This is a genomic window from Actinopolyspora lacussalsi subsp. righensis (genome assembly GCF_900116555.1).
In the GTDB taxonomy this organism is placed as follows: domain Bacteria; phylum Actinomycetota; class Actinomycetes; order Mycobacteriales; family Pseudonocardiaceae; genus Actinopolyspora; species Actinopolyspora lacussalsi.
In genome coordinates this window covers 150,412-169,791 of the sequence record NZ_FPAT01000008.1, presented here as the reverse complement: position 1 = coordinate 169,791, position 19,380 = coordinate 150,412, and the positions used below count along the sequence as shown (strand labels likewise).

Annotated in this window: 15 protein-coding genes; 8 read left to right on the top strand and 7 right to left on the bottom strand. The window is 69.0% G+C overall.

What is annotated here, in order from left to right:
• Window positions 1-5 precede the first annotated feature (5 nt).
• On the top strand, window positions 6-524 hold the full coding sequence (locus BM394_RS15575) for a hypothetical protein (RefSeq protein ID WP_092979247.1): 519 nt from the start codon (window positions 6-8) through the stop codon (window positions 522-524).
• A 92-nt stretch (window positions 525-616) separates the two neighbouring features.
• Here the strand turns inward: BM394_RS15575 and BM394_RS15570 are convergent, their stop codons facing one another.
• Entirely contained in the window at window positions 617-1,108 is a 492-nt protein-coding gene (locus tag BM394_RS15570; protein WP_092979245.1) for a DUF308 domain-containing protein, read from the bottom strand.
• Between the two features lie 426 nt (window positions 1,109-1,534).
• On the opposite strand from BM394_RS15570, the gene BM394_RS15565 reads away from it, so the two are divergent.
• From BM394_RS15565 to BM394_RS15550, 4 genes are all read left to right on the top strand, one after another.
• Window positions 1,535-2,302, top strand: a complete 768-nt coding sequence (locus BM394_RS15565) for a lysophospholipid acyltransferase family protein (RefSeq protein WP_092979243.1) — start codon at window positions 1,535-1,537, stop codon at window positions 2,300-2,302.
• A gap of 59 nt (window positions 2,303-2,361) precedes the next feature.
• A complete protein-coding gene (locus tag BM394_RS15560) occupies window positions 2,362-2,865 on the top strand; it encodes a polyadenylate-specific 3'-exoribonuclease AS (protein ID WP_092979241.1) in 504 nt (167 codons plus the stop codon).
• A 255-nt stretch (window positions 2,866-3,120) separates the two neighbouring features.
• Window positions 3,121-4,158, top strand: a complete 1,038-nt coding sequence (locus tag BM394_RS15555; protein ID WP_092979238.1) for a 6-phosphofructokinase — start codon at window positions 3,121-3,123, stop codon at window positions 4,156-4,158.
• A gap of 252 nt (window positions 4,159-4,410) precedes the next feature.
• Window positions 4,411-5,850: a class II 3-deoxy-7-phosphoheptulonate synthase gene (locus BM394_RS15550; protein WP_092979411.1), complete on the top strand. Its 1,440-nt coding sequence runs from the start codon at window positions 4,411-4,413 to the stop codon at window positions 5,848-5,850.
• Between the two features lie 160 nt (window positions 5,851-6,010).
• Here BM394_RS15550 and pknB read toward each other — a convergent pair whose 3' ends face one another.
• Complete coding sequence (pknB, locus tag BM394_RS15545) at window positions 6,011-8,065, bottom strand: Stk1 family PASTA domain-containing Ser/Thr kinase (RefSeq protein WP_092979236.1); 2,055 nt, start codon at window positions 8,063-8,065, stop codon at window positions 6,011-6,013.
• 200 nt (window positions 8,066-8,265) lie between these two features.
• On the opposite strand from pknB, the gene BM394_RS15540 reads away from it, so the two are divergent.
• Window positions 8,266-8,631: an Rv2175c family DNA-binding protein gene (locus BM394_RS15540; RefSeq protein ID WP_217641598.1), complete on the top strand. Its 366-nt coding sequence runs from the start codon at window positions 8,266-8,268 to the stop codon at window positions 8,629-8,631.
• 187 nt (window positions 8,632-8,818) lie between these two features.
• Here the strand turns inward: BM394_RS15540 and BM394_RS15535 are convergent, their stop codons facing one another.
• Together BM394_RS15535 and BM394_RS15530 are read right to left on the bottom strand one after the other, a co-directional pair.
• On the bottom strand, window positions 8,819-9,940 hold the full coding sequence (locus BM394_RS15535; protein WP_092979234.1) for a polyprenyl synthetase family protein: 1,122 nt from the start codon (window positions 9,938-9,940) through the stop codon (window positions 8,819-8,821).
• 176 nt (window positions 9,941-10,116) lie between these two features.
• The gene (locus tag BM394_RS15530; RefSeq protein ID WP_092979232.1) at window positions 10,117-10,743 is read right to left on the bottom strand and encodes a DUF3153 domain-containing protein; all 627 of its coding nucleotides are present in this window, start codon (window positions 10,741-10,743) and stop codon (window positions 10,117-10,119) included.
• A gap of 169 nt (window positions 10,744-10,912) precedes the next feature.
• Here BM394_RS15530 and BM394_RS15525 point away from each other — a divergent pair, with 169 nt between their 5' ends.
• Window positions 10,913-12,595: a DUF885 domain-containing protein gene (locus tag BM394_RS15525; RefSeq protein WP_092979230.1), complete on the top strand. Its 1,683-nt coding sequence runs from the start codon at window positions 10,913-10,915 to the stop codon at window positions 12,593-12,595.
• Window positions 12,596-12,648: 53 nt separating this feature from the next.
• Here BM394_RS15525 and BM394_RS15520 read toward each other — a convergent pair whose 3' ends face one another.
• Together BM394_RS15520 and BM394_RS15515 are read right to left on the bottom strand one after the other, a co-directional pair.
• On the bottom strand, window positions 12,649-13,221 hold the full coding sequence (locus BM394_RS15520) for a GNAT family N-acetyltransferase (protein ID WP_092979228.1): 573 nt from the start codon (window positions 13,219-13,221) through the stop codon (window positions 12,649-12,651).
• A gap of 94 nt (window positions 13,222-13,315) precedes the next feature.
• Entirely contained in the window at window positions 13,316-17,938 is a 4,623-nt protein-coding gene (locus BM394_RS15515; protein ID WP_092979226.1) for an ATP-dependent helicase, read from the bottom strand.
• Window positions 17,939-18,200: 262 nt separating this feature from the next.
• On the opposite strand from BM394_RS15515, the gene BM394_RS15510 reads away from it, so the two are divergent.
• On the top strand, window positions 18,201-18,395 hold the full coding sequence (locus BM394_RS15510) for a DUF3046 domain-containing protein (RefSeq protein ID WP_092979224.1): 195 nt from the start codon (window positions 18,201-18,203) through the stop codon (window positions 18,393-18,395).
• 31 nt (window positions 18,396-18,426) lie between these two features.
• Here BM394_RS15510 and BM394_RS15505 read toward each other — a convergent pair whose 3' ends face one another.
• Window positions 18,427-19,149, bottom strand: a complete 723-nt coding sequence (locus BM394_RS15505) for a DUF4383 domain-containing protein (protein ID WP_092979222.1) — start codon at window positions 19,147-19,149, stop codon at window positions 18,427-18,429.
• Between the last annotated feature and the right edge of the window lie 231 nt (window positions 19,150-19,380).

The following is a 19,380-nucleotide window of genomic DNA, read 5'->3' as shown; positions in this document are numbered from 1 at the left end:
CGGTTTTGCACGAGGAACACACCGGTTCACGGACCGAGGGCGAGCACGAGCGGCTCGTCGAGGAGTTGCGTTCGTTGCTGCCCGCCCTCGCGGCGCGGGCGGAGGAGCTCCTGCTGGCGCTTTCCCGCGTTGAGCACCCCACCCGGCCAGCCGGTGGTGAGTTCGCCACGGGTGAGTCCGCTTTCGACCAGTCCGCTGTCGGTGAGCCCGCGGCCGGGGACTCCGCGCGAGGGGCGGTGGGGTGTCCGTTCTGCACCCTCACGGCGGTGCTGCGCGAGGCGAACGCGAAACGTCCGGCGGGTGGGCTGTACGAGTGGCTCCTCGTGCTGTTGACCTCGTTGCGTCAAGCGTTCACCGCCCCTGGCTGGGAAACCGGCGCGACCGACGCGGCGCACCGGGACGGAACGGGCGAGGCCGCCGAACGGCCGACGGACGAGCCGCGGGTTCGACCGATCACCGTCAACCGCGTGCGTGGCGACGTACTCGGCGGGAACTCCGCCCGTGGTCGGAACTCGGCGAGCTAGGGGCGGTGCCGGTCATCCGCTCCGGGCGGCCGTACCGGCGGACGAGCGAACCGCCCACCCAACGGTCGCGGGGCCGAACGAAGAAACCTCGGTCAGACCTGCGCCCCGTCGTCCCAGCCGGAGTCCTCGTCCTCCGGGGAGCCCTGCCGCAGCCGCAGCAGCAACCAGCCGATTCCGCAACTGATCGCGATCAGTCCGACCGGCAGCGTCAGCGGCCCCAGCGAGCTCGCCGCGAAGGGCACGAACAGCGTCAGCAGCCCCAGCACGATGAGCACGACACCACCCACGGTGCTCGCTCCGGGTTTGGGCAGCGGCGGTGGTTCCGGAGGCTCGTAGTGCCCCTCGTCCTCCTCCGCCTCGGTGGGAGCCCAGTCGCGGGGACCACTGTCCGTATCGGCTTCGGACGGTGGTTCGGTACTCGCGTCCCCCGTGGTCGCGGTGCCCCCCGAAGTCGTCGGAGAGGCGGTTCCGGACTCGCCGGGCCACTGCGGCAGTGAGGAATCGCGCTCCAACTCGGCCACGATTTCCGCGAAAGCCTTGTCGATGTCTTCGGGGCCGTCTGCGTTCTCATGGCGCGTGTTCATACGCATTCCCTGACGCGCTGGCGGTGGATGGTGGACTCGTCGGCGATCGGTACCGCCCCCGCGGTGCTCCGATCGTTCGGTGCGCCTGTGCTTGCAACGATTCGGTCGAACGCCGCACCGCCGAAGTGCGCCGCTCGCCCCCAGGGTCGCTGTTCGACGCCGAGTGGGCAAGGTCGTGTTCGGGGTGTGGCCCGAACCGACGCCGCGAATCCTCCCGGAATTCGTCCGCCCACTTCGTTCGCGTGTTCATGCACAATCACACTCTGCCATGCTCGCCCGCGCGTACGTTCCGCCGTGGTGCGCCGGTTCCGTGATGTGCTCGTGTCCTCGTGTTCCCCGATCGTGAATGCCGCCCCGCGATTGTGTGGCGCATGGCGGCTCCGTACCCTGACAACGTAATCCGGCCGTGAGGGAGGCAGCGACGCGGTGCTGTACTGGGTGATGAAGTACGTTCTTCTGGGGCCCCTCATGAGGTTGTGGTGCCGTCCCAAAATCGAGGGCGCACACCATGTTCCGGAGTCCGGTGGGGCGATTCTGGTCAGCAATCACCTCGCGGTGGCCGACTCCTTCCTGATGCCGTTGATGCTGCCCCGCCGGGTGACCTTCCTCGCCAAACGCGAGTACTTCACCGGCAAGGGACTCACCGGCGCGTTGAAGCGAATCTTCTTCAGCGGCGTCGGACAGGTTCCGCTCGACCGCTCCAGTGGCGCGGCGGCCCAGGCCGCGTTGGACACCGGTATCCGCCTGCTGCGCGAGGGACAGTTGCTGGGGCTGTACCCGGAGGGCACACGTTCCCCGGACGGCCGCCTCTACAAGGGCAAGACCGGTGTGGCGCGCATGGCGTTGGAAGCCGATGTGCCCGTGATTCCGGTCGTGACCATCGGAACCGAGAAGGTCAATCCGATCGGCTCCAAGATGTGGCGCCCCTACAGCGTGCGGATCCGGGTCGGTCAGCCGCTCGACTTCTCCCGTTACGAGGGTCTGGCCGGTGACCGGTTCGCGGAGCGTTCCATCACTGACGAGATCATGTACTCGCTGATGGAACTTTCCGGGCAGGAGTACGTGGACATCTACGCCGACCGGGCCAAGGACGACATCGCCGAGAGCGGGCGCGTGATCAGCAAGCGCGAGCGGCAGGCGGCCAAGGAAGCCGGGAAGTCCGAGAAGCGGATGCCGGACTCGAAGGCCGGTTAGACCCCGCGGGACTCGCGGGGTGTCTCCACCGGCGATCCGGGGACGCATACCCTTTTCCAGTGCGGTTTTTCTACGACTGCGAGTTCATCGAGGACGGTCACACCATCGATCTGGTGTCGATCGGTGTGGTCGACGAGACGGGTAGGGAGTTCTACGCAGTCTCCACCGAGTTCGCGGCGGAACGCGCCGGGCCGTGGGTGCGCCAGCACGTGTTACCGCAGCTGCCGTCCCCGGGATCCGGTGCCTGGCGTTCCCGGGCCACCATTCGTGACGAGCTCTACGGGTTTCTGACCGCCCACAGGTCCGACATCGAACTGTGGGCCTGGTACGCCGCCTACGATCACGTCGCGTTGGCGCAGTTGTGGGGGGCGATGCCGGCGCTGCCGCCGAAGATCCCCAAGTTCACCCGGGACCTGCGCCAGCAGTGGGAGGCCGTCGGAAAGCCCAGGCTTCCCGCTCCACCGGCCAACGCCCACGACGCACTGGCCGACGCCAAGCACAATCTGCGGCGCTGGCAGGTGATCGAACAACGGATGCGGGAACTGGGGCATCCGGCTCGGTAGCGTGACCCGCTCGGACGCGTGCGGGCTCAGGACCCGTGGTCGGGTTCCGTGGCTCTCGTGGTGAGGCCCCGCGACGGCGATCGACGTGAACCACGCGTGGCCCGAATCGGTTCGAGTCGGGTCACCCCGCTCGTCGTCACCGCTGGTTACCCGGTGTGCCCGATCGGATACTTGCTGCACCGATTTAGTCCGTGAAAGGCTCTTCCGCTGAGATCAATATCACGCCGACGGCGTGACGTGTTTCGAGGAGGCGGGATGTCGGCTGCCGAACGTATCGGGGTGCTGACCGGTGGTGGGGATTGCCCCGGTCTCAATGCTGTGATCCGTGCGGTCACCCGGAAAGGGATCGAGGTGCACGGCAAGGAGATCGTCGGTTTCCGCAGCGGCTGGCGTGGACCACTGGAAGGGCTGACCATGCCGCTCGGGCTCGAGGAGGTCGAGCGGATACTGGATCGTGGTGGCACGATTCTGGGCTCCTCCCGGACCAATCCCTACAAGGAGGCCGACGGTGTCGCCCGGATAAAGCGAACCATGGCGGAGCAGCGGATCGACGCGCTCGTCGCCATCGGCGGGGAGGACACGCTGGGCGTCGCGAACGGGCTGCACGAGGAGGGCGTCCCGGTGGTGGGGGTGCCCAAGACCATCGACAACGACCTGGACGCCACCGACTACACGTTCGGGTTCGACACCGCCGTGCACATCGCCACCGAGGCCATCGACCGGCTGCGAACCACGGCCGAGTCGCACCATCGCGCGTTGGTGGTGGAGGTCATGGGAAGGCACGCGGGGTGGATAGCCCTGCACTCCGGCCTGGCCGGGGGAGCGAACGTGATCCTCGGTCCGGAGCAGCGCTTCAGCGTGGACTGGGTCTGCGACTGGGTCACCCGGCGGTTCGAGCGGCAGTACGCCCCGATCATCGTGGTCGCGGAGGGGGCGATTCCCGAGGACGGTGCCGAGGTGCTGCAGGGGGGCGAGCGGGACGCCTTCGGACACGTGCGGCTCGGCGGTGTCGGCACCTGGCTCGCGGAGGAGATCTCGCAGCGGACCGGTAACGAGTCGCGTGCCGTGGTGCTCGGCCACACCCAGCGCGGCGGGACCCCCACAGCCTACGACCGGGTGCTGGCCACCCGGTTCGGGCTGCACGCGATGGACGCGTTGACCGAGCGGGACTTCGGCTCGATGGTCGCGCTGCGCGGTACGGAGATCGTGCGTGTTCCGCTGGCGGAGGCCACCGCCCAGCTCAAGACCGTGCCGCTGCACCGCTACACCGAGGCCCAGGCGCTGTTCGGCTGAGGAGTGGTGCCTCGGCTAGAGCCCGTGGCAGCGTGCCTCAACTGCTCGGGCGTCGCCCGGCTGGGCGACGCCCTGCGGTTGTAGCCGCAGCGGTACCGGCAAAGCGGTCTCGGCCCGGCGGCTCGGGCACCGCGGGGCGGTAGGCCGCCCAGGACCACCTGTCGCCGGTGTCCGCCCGCTCGCATCGAGCGTGCCGTTCAGCACTCGGGACAGCATCACAGCATGCGGGACGGAACCGCTACGCTGGGCAACATGCCCGTTGACCCCGAAACAGCAGCTCAGGGCGCGCCTTCGGACGGTCTCAAATCCTGGACCGTCGACGTGCCGGTGGACACGCTTCCCGAACTCCCGCCGCTACCCGCCGACCTGCGTACCCGTCTCGACGATGCACTGTCCCGCCCGGCAGCTCAGCAGCCGCGGTGGCCGAACCCGGAACAAGTGCGCAACGTGCGCTCGGTACTGGAGAGCGTACCGCCGGTGACCGTCCCCTCCGAGGTCCAGCAGCTGCGCAGCAATCTGGCCGCCGTGGCGCGAGGTGAAGCGTTTCTGTTGCAGGGCGGGGACTGCGCGGAGACCTTCGCGGACAACACCGAACCACACATCCGCGCCGGTATCCGCACCTTGTTGCAGATGGCCGTGGTGCTGACCTACGGCGCGAGCACCCCGGTCGTCAAGGTCGGCCGGATGGCCGGACAGTACTCCAAACCGCGTTCCAAGGACACCGACTCCCTCGGGCTGCCCGCCTACCGCGGTGACATGGTCAACTCACTGGTGGCCAACGAACAGGCCCGCGCGCACGATCCTTCCCGGATGATCCGCGCCTACGCCAACGCGAGCGCGACGATGAACCTCTCGCGCGCGCTGACCAACGGTGGTATGGCCGCGCTGGAGCAGGTGCACGACTGGAACAAGGACTTCGTCCTCAACTCCCCGGCGGGCGAGCGCTACGAATCCATCGCCGCCGAGATCGATCGTGCGCTTCGGTTCATGTCCGCCTGCGGCGTGGACGACACCAGCCTGCACGGCGTGGACTTCTACTCCAGCCACGAGGCTCTGGTGCTGGATTACGAGCGCGCGATGCTGCGGCTGGACACCAGTGGTCCGGAGCCGAGGTTGTTCGATCTCTCCGGGCACTTCCTCTGGGTGGGGGAGCGGACCCGGCAGTCGGAGGGCGCGCACATCGCCTTCGCCGAGCTGATCGCCAATCCGATCGGCCTCAAGATCGGACCGTCGACCACGCCGGAACAGGCGGTGGAGTACGTCGAACGGCTCGATCCGCACAACGAACCCGGCAGGCTCACCCTGATCAGCAGGATGGGCAACGACAAGGTCCGCGACACGCTCGGACCCATCGTCGAGAAGGTCACCGCTTCGGGACACCAGGTCATCTGGCAGTGCGACCCGATGCACGGCAACACCCACGAGTCCAGCACCGGTTACAAGACCCGTCACTTCGACCGGGTGGTCGACGAGGTGCAGGGCTTCTTCGAGGTGCATCACCGGCTGGGAACGCATCCCGGCGGCATTCACATCGAGCACACCGGTGAGGACGTCACCGAGTGCCTCGGAGGAGCGCAGGACATCTCGGACACCGACCTGGCCGGACGTTACGAGACCGCGTGCGATCCGCGGCTCAACACCCAGCAGTCGCTGGAACTGGCGTTCTTGATCGCCGAGATGCTGCGCGACTGAGGCGGTCCACGGGGTGCCGAGCCGTCTCGGCACCCTCCCGTGCCGTCGAGTCGGGGGTCGATGAGGACCGGCCCCCGACCCCGAAGAACCGGGTTCGGGTCGGTGCCCGACAGCGGTTCCCGACCCGATTCCCGACCCGGTTCCACCGCCGGGCGAGCCCTCAGAAGGCCGTGACCTTGACCTGCGATCCGCGTTTGACGGTGCTTCCCGGGCTCGGTTGTTGCCGCACCACCCGACCGTTGTCCCTGCCGAACAACGAGTCCACCCGCAGCGTCAGTCCGGCCTCCGCCGCTTGCTGTCGCGCCTGTTCCACGGTCTTCCCCCTGAATTCGGGCACCTCGACCGCGCTGGAGAGCACCACACCGACCCGCGGTTCACCGCTCATCGGCACTTCGCTGCCCGCAGCGGGATCGGTCCGCACCACGTGGCCGTTCGCCACTCCTTCGGCGAACTCCCGCCCGGACTCGTAGGGCTCGAACCCGGCCTCGCCGAGTGCGGTGAACGCCTGGTCGCGGTCCATGCCCTTCACATCGGGCACGGGTTCGGGAGCGGGGCCCCTGCTGACGATGATCGTGACCGAACCGCTCGTTTTCACCCTGCTCCCCGGTTCCGGTGCGACTCCGATCACCCGCCCCTTCGGCACGCTGTCGTGGTAGCGGTTGGCCGAGGAGTCCAGTTCCGGGGACAACTTCGCGTTGCGGAGCTTGCTCTGCACCTCGCTGACCCGGCTGCCCGATTCGATCTCCGGAACGGTGGGGCGCCCCCGCGAGACACGCAACTCCACCTGGTCACCGCTGCGGATCCGGGTTCCCCCCTGTGGGGCGGCACTGATCACGGTGTCTTCGGGGACCGTGTTGTGATACGACTTCGAGACGTCGGCCCGCAACTCGTTGGCGCGCAGCGCTTCCTTCGCCTCGGAGAGGGAGGAGCCGGCCAGTTCCGGTACCCGCACGTACGAGTTTCCACCCAGCAGCCAAGCACCCCCGGCGATCAGAGCGCCCAACAGCACCACGACTCCGACCACGGCCGCCAGGCGGCTTCGACGGCGGGAACCGTCCCGGGAATCGTCCCGGGAATCGTCGTCATCCGGGACCGAGGCGAACTCGTTGGTGGTTTCGGAGGCTTCCGGGGTTGGTGCGGAGGTAGGGCGTCGCAAGGCGCGGGTTCCCCGCGGCCCGGGGTCGCTCGTCGTGTCGTTGCCGACAGCGGCGGGGGGTACCGGAGGGATCTGTTCGGTGGGCGGCCCGTCGGCTTCGGACGACTCGGTGCTGCCGGGGTGCGGCACCGGTACCGGAACACCGGCCAGCCCGATCCCGTCCCGGGTCTGCCGCAGTTCGCGAAGCGCGGTTGCCCCGTCCGCGGGACGCCACGCGGGGTCACGGCGGGTGAACCGCAGCACCAGCTCGTCCACGGCGGGCGGTAGCTCGGGAACCAGTTCGCTCGGCGGGCGGACATCGTCGTTGACGTGTCGATACGCCACCGAGAGTGCCGTGTCACCGGTGTAGGGGGGACGTCCGGTCAGCAGTTCGTAGAGCACGATCCCCGCCGCGTACACGTCCGACCGGGTGTCCGCGGCCCCGCTGGTCACCTGCTCCGGAGCGAGGTAGGCCACGGTGCCCAGAATCACGTCCCCGCTGGTCGAGCCCGCGCCCGCGGCCGCTCGCACCAGTCCGAAGTCGGCCACCTGCACCGAGCCGTCGCGGCCGATCAGCACGTTCTCCGGCTTGATGTCCCGATGCACCATGCCCGCGTGATGCGCCGCCGAGAGAGCGGCCAGCACGGCCTCCAGCACGCTCAGCGCCACCGACAGCGGCAGTGAACCCCGAGCACGCAACAGGTCCCGCAGCGTGCCGCCCTCGACCAGCCGCATGACCAGGTAGAGCCGGTCCTCGCCCGGTATCCCCCTGTCCACGCCCTGGTCGTAGACGGAGACGATGTTGGGGTGGTGCAGGCGTGCCGCCGCTCTCGCCTCGCGCTCGAACCGTTCGGTGAACGACTGGTCACCTGCGTAGCGGGTGTCCATCACCTTCAGGGCCACCGGCCGGTCCAGCCTGGTGTCCAGTCCGCGGTAAACCGTGGACATGCCGCCGTGGGCGAGCACGTTGTCCACGCGGTAGCGTCGTTCCAACAGGTGCCCGAGCGGCTCGTCGGCCCCGTGGTTCGGATCGGCCCCGTGGTTCGGATCCGCACCGTTGCCCGGATCGACCGGGCTCATCGTCTCGCCTCCGCCCGGGCGGAGCCCGTTCGGATCGGCTCGGTCTCGGTTGCCTGGACGGAAGTCATCACGTCGCAACTCGTGCGGATCCTCCCGAACTCACCCTCGAACACGCTACCGATGGTAGGCGAGGTCGCGGTGTCGTCGTGGACGGCATACCGAGGTGGAAATCTGATCGGCGTACTGGCAAGCTGGGTGGTGTGAGTTCGGTTCCTTCCGCTCCGGATGTGCTTTCCACCGACGTGGACGTGGTTTCCATCTCCGCCGTCGCGGAGCGTCTCGGTTATCCGTTGACCAGAGTGCATCAGCTGATCCGTGACGGTCAGTTGGTCGCCATGCGCCGGGAACGTGAGTTGGTGATTCCCGAGGCGTTCCTGACGATGGGCTCCGTCGTCAAGGGGCTTCCCGGCACCATCACGTTGCTGCGGGACAACGGCTACACCGAGGATGAGATTCTCGAGTGGCTGTTCACCCCCGACGACACGCTCCCCGGCACCCCGATCGACGCGTTGCGTGGTGACCGTGGCCGTGAGGTCAAACGGCGTGCGCAGGCCATGGCATTGTGACCGACAGGCCGGTGCGAACCGGCCGTTCGGGACTTCCGCGGTGGGATGACCCGCTTCGGGAGGGGCTCCGCTTCGTGTGAGTACCGACTCCGGGGAGAGCTCCGGACGGGGTTCGACCGCGTTCGTGCCGGCGGCTCCCATGCCAGTGGTTCCCATGCCGGCGGCTGCGATGCCGGCGGCTGCGATGTCAGCGGCTGCGGTCGGTCACCGTGATCGCGAGTTCCTTGAGCCGGGTCGCGGCCGGTTCCGCGAGTTCGTCGGTGTGCAGCGCCGACATCGCGGACTCCGTCAGCTCGTCGATGCGTCGCTCCACGGCTTCGACCGCACCGATCCGGGTCAGTGCCTCCTGGACCAGTTCCACGCGGGTCCGGGTCAGCTCGGAATCGCCCAGTGCGGAACTCAGCAGCCGTGCGGCCGCCTCGTCGTGCTGCTGCCGGGCCCGCAGCATTCCCTCGGCCACCAGCACCGTGCGTTTGCCCTCGCGCAGATCGTCGCCCGCCGGTTTGCCGGTGATCTCGGGGTCGCCGAACACGCCGAGCAGGTCGTCGCGCAGTTGGAACGCGATTCCGATGTCCGCGCCGAAGCCGCGCAGCGTCGACACCGTGGCCGGGTCGGCGCCCCCCACTCGTGCTCCGAACTGCAACGGACGTTCCACCGTGTAGGAAGCGGATTTGAGCTGGTCGATCCGCAGTGCCGAATCCGGGGACTCGTCCGCGCGGGCCTGCCCGAGCATGTCCAGGTACTGACCCGCGAGTACCTCGGTACGCATCGATCGCCAGGGCTCCAAGGCTCGCTGCAGCGCGTCCTGCGCCAGCCCCGCGGCGTGCAGCATGTCATCGGCCCAACTCAGCGCCAGGTCGCCCAACAACACGGCCGCCGCGAGCCCGAAGTGCTCCGGGGTCCCCGTGTAGCCGTTCTCCCGGTGCGTCGCCGCGAACCGCACGTGCACGGTCGGGCTGCCCCGCCTGGTGGCCGAGCCGTCGATGAGGTCGTCGTGGATCAGCGCGCATGCCTGGATCAGCTCCAGCGCGCTGGCCGCGCGCAGCATGCTCGCGGCGTCCCGGTCCCGCACCTCTCCTCCGGCGGCGCGCCAACCCCACCACGCGAAGGTGGGGCGGATCCGTTTGCCGCCGCGCAGCACGAATTCCGACACTTCCTCGGCGGCTTCGGAGATGGCGGGATCCAGCTCGGCACACTCCCGGACCCGCACGCGAAGGTAGTCGGTCAGTTCCCGGCGTACGTGCTCCGCGACATCGTGATCCACGTCCGGTGTCGTCTCGTCTCCTGCCGGCGGGTTCTCCAGGGACATGTCCCAATCCTCCGTGACGAGCGGGTATGTCCGCACCACGGGGTGCGTCCGCGTCGCACGGGCACACCGCTGCGTACCGGCTCGGCGCACGTCGCCGCTCACCAGGGCTCACCGGCCGGTAGCACCGACTCACTCGTCGGGGGAACCGGTCACACGGGCGAGCTCCGTCCCGCTACTCAGCGTCTCCCGGAGTCGGCGCGGGCGCGTTGGCGGGTGACGAGTGCCAGTACCGCCACCAGCAGTGCCGTTCCGAACGTCGCGCCGCCCAGTATCAACGACCAGCCGAAGAGGCCAGCGCTCCTGGCATCGGTGAACTGGAAGGTCGCCGACATCTCGGTGACCTCCCCGGGCTGGGGTCGCCAGCTCACCATCCCCGCGTTCGTCTCGCCGTTGGTGGTGGTCACCTCGCCCGGCGCGCTGATCTCCACCAGCACCTCCGAATCGGTTTCCGCCAGCGGAGTCAGATCCGCCGAGCCCCTCACCTCGACGAGCGAGCCGGATCTGGAGATCGACAGTTTGTACCGTGAATCCGACCGGTTCAGCTCGGTCGCCAGCCGTTCCACCTCGTCGAAGCTCAGTTCGTCGAACTCCAGCTTGGAACCACGGGCCTCTCCCTCCCGGTACGAACTCAGCCGGACCTTCTCGGAAAGCTCCTCCGGTACCCGCAGTCGGAAGTCGTGCCGGTCCGAAGTCGGTGGGACGGCGACCATCACCTCACCGGAAACCTTGTCCTTGCCGTTGATACTCAGCGACACGGTCGCGTTCAGACACCCCGAGACGAGGATGCCCACAAGCATGATCATCAGCGACGCGCCCCATCGGGAACGAGTCGCGTTACCGGAACACCGCACACCCCGCACCTTTGTGATCGTGCCACGTCACAGCGTTTTTCACCGGCTGCGCGCAGTGGTGTGCCGTCCGAGGTGGCGGATCCGTGTTCGGTGCCGCGGCTCGGCGAGGTAGCGTGCTGCCATGTCAACCGAGGCCCGGGGCGTGCACGAGATCAGCAACCGTTACGTGGAGGAGCTCGCGGCGCTCGATCCCATAGCCGCGACCATGCTGGGGTTTTCCGTGGGACAGCAGGAGCTGCCCGACTACTCGCCGGACGGCCATCGTGCGCGGGGTGACCTGGCCCGGCGTGCCCTGGCGGAGATCGCGGCCGCCGAGCCCGTCGACGAGTCGGAGCGGATCGCCAAGGCGGTGTTCACCGAACGGGTCGGTCTGGACGTCGAACTGCACGAGGCCGGTGCCGACATGTCGGCGCTGAACGTCATAGCGAGCCCGGTCCAGGAGCTGCGGCAGGTCTTCGACCTGATGCCGGGCGAGACGGAGGGGAACTGGGACGACATCGCCAAACGGATGTCCGCCATGCCCGCGGCCGTCAAGGGGCTGACCGCCGGCCTGTCCGAAGCGGCCGCCAACGGTGACGTCGCCGCGGCACGACAGGTCAAGCGCGTCGCGGAACAGTGCGACACCTGGTCCGGCAGGACCGACGGCAAGTCCTTCTTCGGGGACATGGTCACGCGTGCCGAAAACCTTTCCCCGGCACTGCGCGACGAGCTCAACGCCGCTGCCAACGTCGCCTCGGAGGCCTACGCCGGACTCGCGGACTTCCTGCGAGGTGAGCTGTTGCCGCAGGCTCCGGCCGAGGACGCCGTGGGGGAGGAACGCTACCGTCTCTGGTCGAGGTACTTCACCGGCGCGAAGCTGGACCTGCACGAGGCTTACGAGTGGGGCTGGCAGGAGTTCGCGGCGATCGAGGCGGACATGAAACGTGTCGCCGATCGGATCAAGCCCTCGGCCACGCTCGCGGAGGCGGCCGCGGCACTGGACGCCGATCCGCGTTATCGGGTGCACGGTCAGCGGGCCCTCGCGCAGTGGATGCAGCGGTTGTCCGATCAGGCGTTGCGGGATCTGAGCCGGACGCAGTTCGACATTCCCGAGCCGTTGCTGAACCTGGAGTGCCTCATCGCCCCGCCCGGTGGTGGAACGGGTGCCTACTACACGCCGCCGAACGACGACTTCAGCAGGCCCGGTCGGATGTGGTGGTCCGTTCCACCGGACAAGGACGAGTACTCCACCTGGCGTGAGGTTTCCACCGTGTACCACGAAGGTGTGCCGGGGCATCATCTGCAGGTGGCAACGGCGGTGCACCAGGCGGACAGGTTGAACAAGTTCCAGCGATTGGGCTGCTTCGTCTCCGCTCACGGCGAGGGATGGGCGCTGTACGCCGAGCGGCTGATGCGCGAGCTGGGCTACTTCGCGGACGACGGCAATCTGCTCGGCATGCTCAACGAGCAGTTGTTCCGAGCCGCCCGCGTGATCGTGGATATCGGTATGCACCTGCGGCTCCGCATTCCGGAGGGGACCGGTTTCCACGAGGGGCGGACCTGGACCCCCGAACTCGGGCTGGAGTTCATGCTCACCCGCACCATCACCGACACCGCTCTCGTGCGGGACGAGATAGACCGTTACCTGGGGTGGCCGGGGCAGGCCCCGTCCTACAAACTCGGTGAGCGGCTGTGGCTGTCCGCGCGGGACGAGGCACGACAGCGCCACGGCGAGGACTTCGACCTCAAGCGGTTCCACCGCGACGCGCTGGAGATGGGGCCCATGGGGCTGGACACCCTGCGGGAGCAGCTCTCCTACCTGTGAGTGGTTTCCGAGGGGCTGCCACGCCGAATCCCGAGGCGGCAGCCCCTCGGATGTCACGCCTCCAGCGGCAGGTCGCGCCCCAGTACGGCGAACGGGCGAGGGTCACCGCTGAATCGGTAGTCGCGCAGCACGTCGACGAAACCGAGCCGGCGGTAGAGTCGCCACGCCCTGGTGGGGCCTTCCGGGGTGGACAGCAGCACCTTCGCGCCCGGCGCGGAGGCCAGCAGGGTGCGCAGGATGCTTTCCCCCAGCCCGTGTCCCTGCGTGTCCGGGTGGACGTGCAGCTCGGTCAGCTCGAAGTAGTCGTCCAGCCACTCGTGTGCCCGTTGTTGTGGCAGGCGTTCCAGCATCCCGCGACGCACCTGCTCGTGCCACCACTGGCCGGTTGCCCCCGAGTAGCCGTAACCGACGCCGCTCACCTCGTCCCGGTCGTTGAACGCCACCACGCAGCGCCATCCGGCGCGTGACATGTGTGCCGACCAGATCGGAATACGCTGCTGCGTGGCCCAGGTGGGATAACCCATGGCCGTGACGTATACCCGCACGGCTTCGGGCAGCCTGGCACGCAGCTCGTCGGCGGAGAGTTCCACCACTCGTTCGCAACGCGGAGACGGTGCAGCGGTCACAGCCTCGCACCCTAGAGGATTCACCGCCGACCACGCTTCCCGGTGGGGGATGCGTTGCCGCGGTGGCGCTGTGCGTGCGGTGGCCGCCGCCGGTTCAATTCCGCAGGCGCAGTCCCTGCGGAGTGGGCCGGAACCCGGCCGCGACGAGGATTCCCGCCAGCTCGCCGCCGATCGCGCTTTCCCCGTCGGCGCGGCGGAACACCAACTGCTCCAGTTCTCCCTCGGTCACCGCCTCGGCCAGCCGTCCCGCGGCGGCACGCAGCGGCCGTTCCCGTTCCGTGAACGACAGCAACGACTTGCCGCCCCGCTCGATGTAGAACACCGGTTCCCCGTCGACGAGCACCACCAGCGCACCGGCTTTACGCCCCGGCCGGTGCCGGGTGTTCCCGGCCACCTCCGGCCAGGGCAGCGCCGCACCGTAGGGCTGGGCCGGGTCGGTCGCGGCGAGCAGCACCGCCCGATCGGGGTCCTGCTGCCGGGTCGAGCCGTCGAAGTCGCGCAATCGGTCGATGGCCCCGGGCGCAGCGAACTGCGCGGGGCCCAACCCGGCCACCACGTAACCGCGCCCGCAGCCACCCGCCTCCTCCATGATCCGCAGTACCCGGTAGACGGCCGCGAACCCACCCGTGACCCGTTCGATCTCCAGTGAGCCGCGGGTGAGCACGCCGTGGCGCTGCAGGAAGGTCTCGGTGCGCGCGCTCGCGCGGCTGGTGGTCTCCTCCGAGGGCGTCGGCGCCAGCGACCAGCGGCCCGTGACGCCGGGTGGCCCGGAGCCCGCCGTGGACACGGCCCTGACCGAAGTCGGTCTGGCGTAGCGCCCCCGTGGCACGCGTCGGGGACGACGGTTGGCGCGTCGGCCGGACAGCAGGGCGCGCAGCGGCGCCAGGGTGTCGTTGGTGACCTCACCGGACCACACCAGATCCCACAGCGCCGATACCAGCGTGGCCTCGCTCGTTCCCGTCCCCCCGCGTCGGTCGAGCAGTTCGGTGGCGCGGTCGGCCAGCTGTCGGAAGAACAGCGCGCCGTCCTCCAGGGACTCCCGGACGGCGTCGTGGGTGTCCGAGTTCTCGTGGCCGCTCACCCGGTCCGGTAGCACCAGCTCGGCGATGTCGGACGGCGCCAGCGCCACCCAACCGTCGTCGTGCGCCAACGCGCCGGCTCCGACCCATACCACCTCGCCGCCGGTGGTGAGCTCGTCCAGCATGGCCGGTTGATAGCCGGGAACTCGGGCGGGCAGGACCAGTGATTCCAGCGAACCAGCGGTCAGCGGGACTCCCGCCAGCTGTTCGACCACCGCGAGCACGTCGGCCGCGGAACCGTCCCGCTGGGAGCCGACACCGTTCGAGACCACACCCTGCCAGACCGGCAGGAACCTGCCCAGCGCTGCCGGTTCGGCCGGTTCGATCTCGGAACGGAGCTTGGCCAGCGAAGCACGTCGTAGCCTGCGCAGCACCTCGGCGTCGCAGTACTCCGCACCGACGTCGCCCCCTGCCCCGGCCGGACGCAGTTCGCCGCGCACCAACCGGCCGGAGCCCCGCAGTCGCTCCAGTACCTCCGTGACCACCGCCGCACCGAGCCCGAACCGCTCCGCGAGCGCGTCGGCGCGGAACGGTCCACGGCACCTCGCGAACCGTGAGACCAGTTCGCCCAGCGGATCCTCGACCCGTTCGGTGAACACCTCGGGAACACGTTCGGGCAGGGCGACGCCCAGCCCGTCACGGACCCTGCCCGCGTCCTCGACGGCGATCCACCTCGCTTCGCCCGCGACGTGTACCAGCAGCGCGCGCTGCTGTCGTGCCAGCTCCGCGAGCCACTCCCGCCGGATGCCCCGTGCCGCGGCCTCGTCCTCGGTGAGGTCCCCCAGCACCCGAAGCATGTCCGCCGTGTCCTCCGGACCACGGGCGTGCCTTCGCCGCTCCAGCCGTTGCAGCCCGTTCTCCACCTCGACGACGACCTCGGTGTCCAGCAGCTGCCGCATCTCCTCCGAGCCGAGCAGCTCGGCCAGCAGCGCGGTGTCCAGACTCAGCGCCGCCGATCTGCGTTCGGCGAGCGGAGCGTCCGACTCGTACAGGAACATCCCGGCATAGCCGAACAGCAGGCTCCGCGCGAAGGGAGACGGGCCGGTGGTGGACACCTCGACCACCCGGATGCGGTGTCGGGCTATCTCCGACATCAGCTCACGCAGCCCGGCGACGTCGTAGGCGTCGCGCAGGCACTCCCGCATCGCCTCCAGCACGATCGGGAAGCGTTCGTAACGCGCGGCCACCTCCAACAGCCGGGTGGCACGTTGTCGCTGCTGCCACAGCGGAGCGCGGCGTCCCGGGTCCCTGCGGGGCAGCAGCAGCGCCCGCCCCGCGCACTCCCTGAACCGGGAGGCGAACAGTGCCGAACCGGCTATCGAGTCGGTTACCAGCTGTTCCACCTCCTCCGGGGCGAGCACGACATCCTCGGCGTTCGGCACCACCTCGGCCCCGGAGTCGTCGAGTGCGTCGCTGACGCGCAGCACGATCCCCTCGTCGGCGGAAACCGGTCGGACGTCCGCGCCCCCGCGTTCGCGCAGCCGCGTGCCGAGCGCCAGTGCCCACGGCGCGTTGACCCGCTCGCCGAACGGGGAGTGCACCACTATCCGCCAGTCGCCGAGCTCGTCCCTGAACCGCTCCACCACGATCGTGTGATCGTCCGGTACGTGGCCGGTAGCCGCCCGCTGCTCCGCCAGGTAAGCCAGCAGGTTCTCCCGCGCGGGACGGTCCAGCCCGGCCTCGTGGGTGCGCTCGCGGGCCCCATCGGAAGTGGCGGAGGAGATCTCGCGCAGAAATCCACCAACCGCGCGCCCCAGCTCCAGGGGACGGCCCGTCGAGTCCCCCTTCCAGAACGGCATCCTCGCCGGAGTCCCCGGAGCCGGTGTCACGATCACCTGGTCGTGAGTGATCTCGGAGATCCGCCAGGAGGAGGTGCCCAGCAGAAAAGTGTCCCCGACCCGGGACTCGTGGACCATCTCCTCGTCCAGCTCGCCGACCCGTTTCCGGCCGGAACCCCTCGCCGCGTCGGAGACCCGCGTGACCACGGTGAACAGTCCCCGGTCCGGGATCGTGCCACCGGAGGTCACGGCCAGTCGTCGCGTGCCGGGACGGGGACGCAGTTCGTCGGTGGTCCTGTCCCACACGATCCTGGCTCGCAGCTCGCCGAACTCCTCGCTCGGATAGCGCCCAGCGAGCATGTCCAGCACCGACCGGAACGCCGATTCGGGCAGTGCGGCGAACGGTGCCGACCGTCGCAGCAGCGTGGCGAGCTCTTCCACCCCGCGGACATCCACGGCCACCGCGGCCACGATCTGCTGTGCCAGCACGTCCAGCGGGTTGCGAGGTATCGACAGCGCCTCGATCGCTCCCGAACGCATCCGTTCCGCCACCACCGCGCATCCGACGAGGTCCCCTCGGAACTTGGGGAAAACGACTCCGCGCGAGGGCTCGCCGACCCGATGACCGCCCCGCCCGATCCGTTGCGTCCCCGAGGCGACGCTGGGTGGTGTCTCGAGCTGTACGACCAGGTCCACGGTCCCCATGTCGATGCCCAGTTCCAGCGACGAAGTCGCCACCACGCACGGCAGCTCGCCCGATTTGAGCTCCTCCTCCACCGAAGCGCGCTGCTGCTTGGACATCGAACCGTGATGCGCACGCGCCACGACCGCTGCCACACCGCTGGTGACGCCCGAGGCCCCGACCGCCTCGGCGGGAAACGACCACGGTCCGTCCCGGGGCGTCGTGCTCGCCCCGTCCGCCCCGTCCGCCCCGTCCGGACCGCGCTCCGCGGCGAGCTCGTTGAGGCCGGATGTCAGCCGCTCGGCCAGCCGTCGCGAATTGGTGAACACGATCGTGGAGCGATGCCGGCGCACCAGTTCCAGGATCCGTTCCCGCAGCGCGGGCCAGACGGAGGCCGCACGTCCGCCCGTGCCGTCCCCTTCGGCGGTCCCCGACTCGGGGCGCGCCATGTCCTCCACCGGAGCCCGCACCGAAACGTCGACCTGTTTCGGATCGGGCGGGCGGACCACCCGGACCGGTCTGCCCCCTGCCAGGAACTCGCTCACCTCGTCGACGGGGCGCACCGTCGCGGAGAGCCCGATCCGCTGTGCCGGACCGGGCGACAACTCGTCCAACCTGTCCAGTGATACCGCCAGATGCGCGCCGCGCTTGTCGCCGGCCATCGCGTGCACCTCGTCCACGATGACCGTCTCCACTCCGCGCAACGCTTCCCGAGCGGTCGAGGTCAGCAGCAGGAAAAGCGATTCCGGGGTGGTGACCAGGATGTCGCTCGGACGCCGTCCGAAAGCTCGCCGTTCGTCGGTGGGGGTGTCACCGGTCCGGGTGGCCACGCCGACCTCCGTGATCTCCTCACCCAGCCGGTGGGCCTCCCGCTCGATCCCCGCGAGCGGGGTGCGCAGGTTGCGGCGCACGTCCGCGACGAGTGCTTTCATCGGCGAGACGTAGAGCACCCGGCACCGCCGTTTCGGGTCTTCCGGCACGGCGGTGTGGGTCAGCCGGTCCAGGGCGGTCAGGAACGCGGCCAGCGTCTTGCCCGAACCGGTCGGTGCGATCACCAGGGTGTGCTGTCCGGAGGTGATCTCCCGCCATGCCTCCGCCTGCGAGGGGGTGGGAGCCTCGAACGTCTCGCGGAACCACCCCCGTGTAGGAGGCGAGAACCGTTCCAGTGGATCCGTCACGGTTCCATGCTGAAGTCAATGTCCGACACGCGCGCTCGATGGACAGCGACTCGCTCGGTGCGCGGGCACCACCCCGCCGTCAGCGCCCCCGCTGGTTCCACAGCCTGCGCAGCAGCAGGATCACTATGATCAGCAACATGGCGGCCAGCGCCGCCTGCCCCCACGCCGAGGACAATCCGGTCAATTCGGCCTGCGACATGGCACCAGCCTATCCGGCGGGCGCGGATCTCCTCATCCGTGCGGTACACGTAGCCTGGTCAGGATGCGTTACACGGTTTTGCGGCGGCGAATGGCCGAGGAGTTCGGCGATGTCCGGGCCGACACGTTGGCCAGGGACCACGTACTGGCCGCGTTGGGTGAGCGCACCGTCAATCAGGCACTGGAAGCGGGTTGGGAACCCAAGCGCGTCTGGTCGGTACTCTGCGACAGCTTCGAGGTGCCCAGCGGCAGGCGCTGAGCGGGCTCGGGTATTCGAATGGAGGAGGCCCTCAGCCGCCGGAGCCGGTCTCTCCCGTTCCAGTCCCGGAGGGTTTCCGTTCGTTCCGCAGCGCCTGCTGGATGTGGGCGTAGTGCTCGTAGGCGCGTTGCCGTTCCGCCCTGGCCAGGCGCAGCGCTTCCGAGCGAACCAGCTGCTCCTGCTCCGGAGTGGCGTGTCCCTCTCCCAACGCGACTTCCGCGTCGGCCAGTGGTTTCAGCTCGTCGGCCCGCTGTTCCTCCGCGCCGCGTTGTTCGGGGACCTCGCCCTCCGGCGGTTCCCGGTGCCGGTAGCGCACGAACGGATTGTCCTCGGGCAATCCGCCACTGACCCGGCCGTAGAGCCCGACGAACAACAGCAGCATGCCCGCTATCAGGCTGAACACCACGTTCTGCATCTCGAAAGCGAGCAGGTTCCACCCGGTTTCGAGCACAGCCAGGTTGGCCAGGCCGGACAGCAGGAACAACGCGCCGATCGTCGCGGTGACCGTCGATGCCAACGGCCCTCCGATCGCGGCCGCCGCGATCAGCGACGCCCCCACCACGACGGAGATCAGCGAAAGCAGCCCGTTGCTGGAAAGCCCCAGGATCTGCTGACCACTGGTCGAGAAGAACCCGAGGTTGTTGGTGAATCCGAGCACGCCGAAGGCGATCAGCGCGCCGCCGAAGGCCGCGGCCCCGCCCCGGTAGACCTTGCTCAACCAGTGTGTCGGCGGCAGATAACGATCGATGCGCATCCGGCCACCTCCTGACGCCCGTCGCGCGGGCCGTAGTGGTCGTTCGTCCGGCCGAGCGGGCCCGGTGCGAGCTCGTGGGGCTCGCCCGGTGGAATGGCTCCAGTGTCCCTCGGGGGAACGACAGATCGCACCTGATCAGCAGGGGAGACGCGGCGGCCGTGGCGGTGTGTCGACAAGCTCTCGAACATTAGTTCGGTTAGAATGGGTCCACAGCCGGGCAGGTTGTCCACG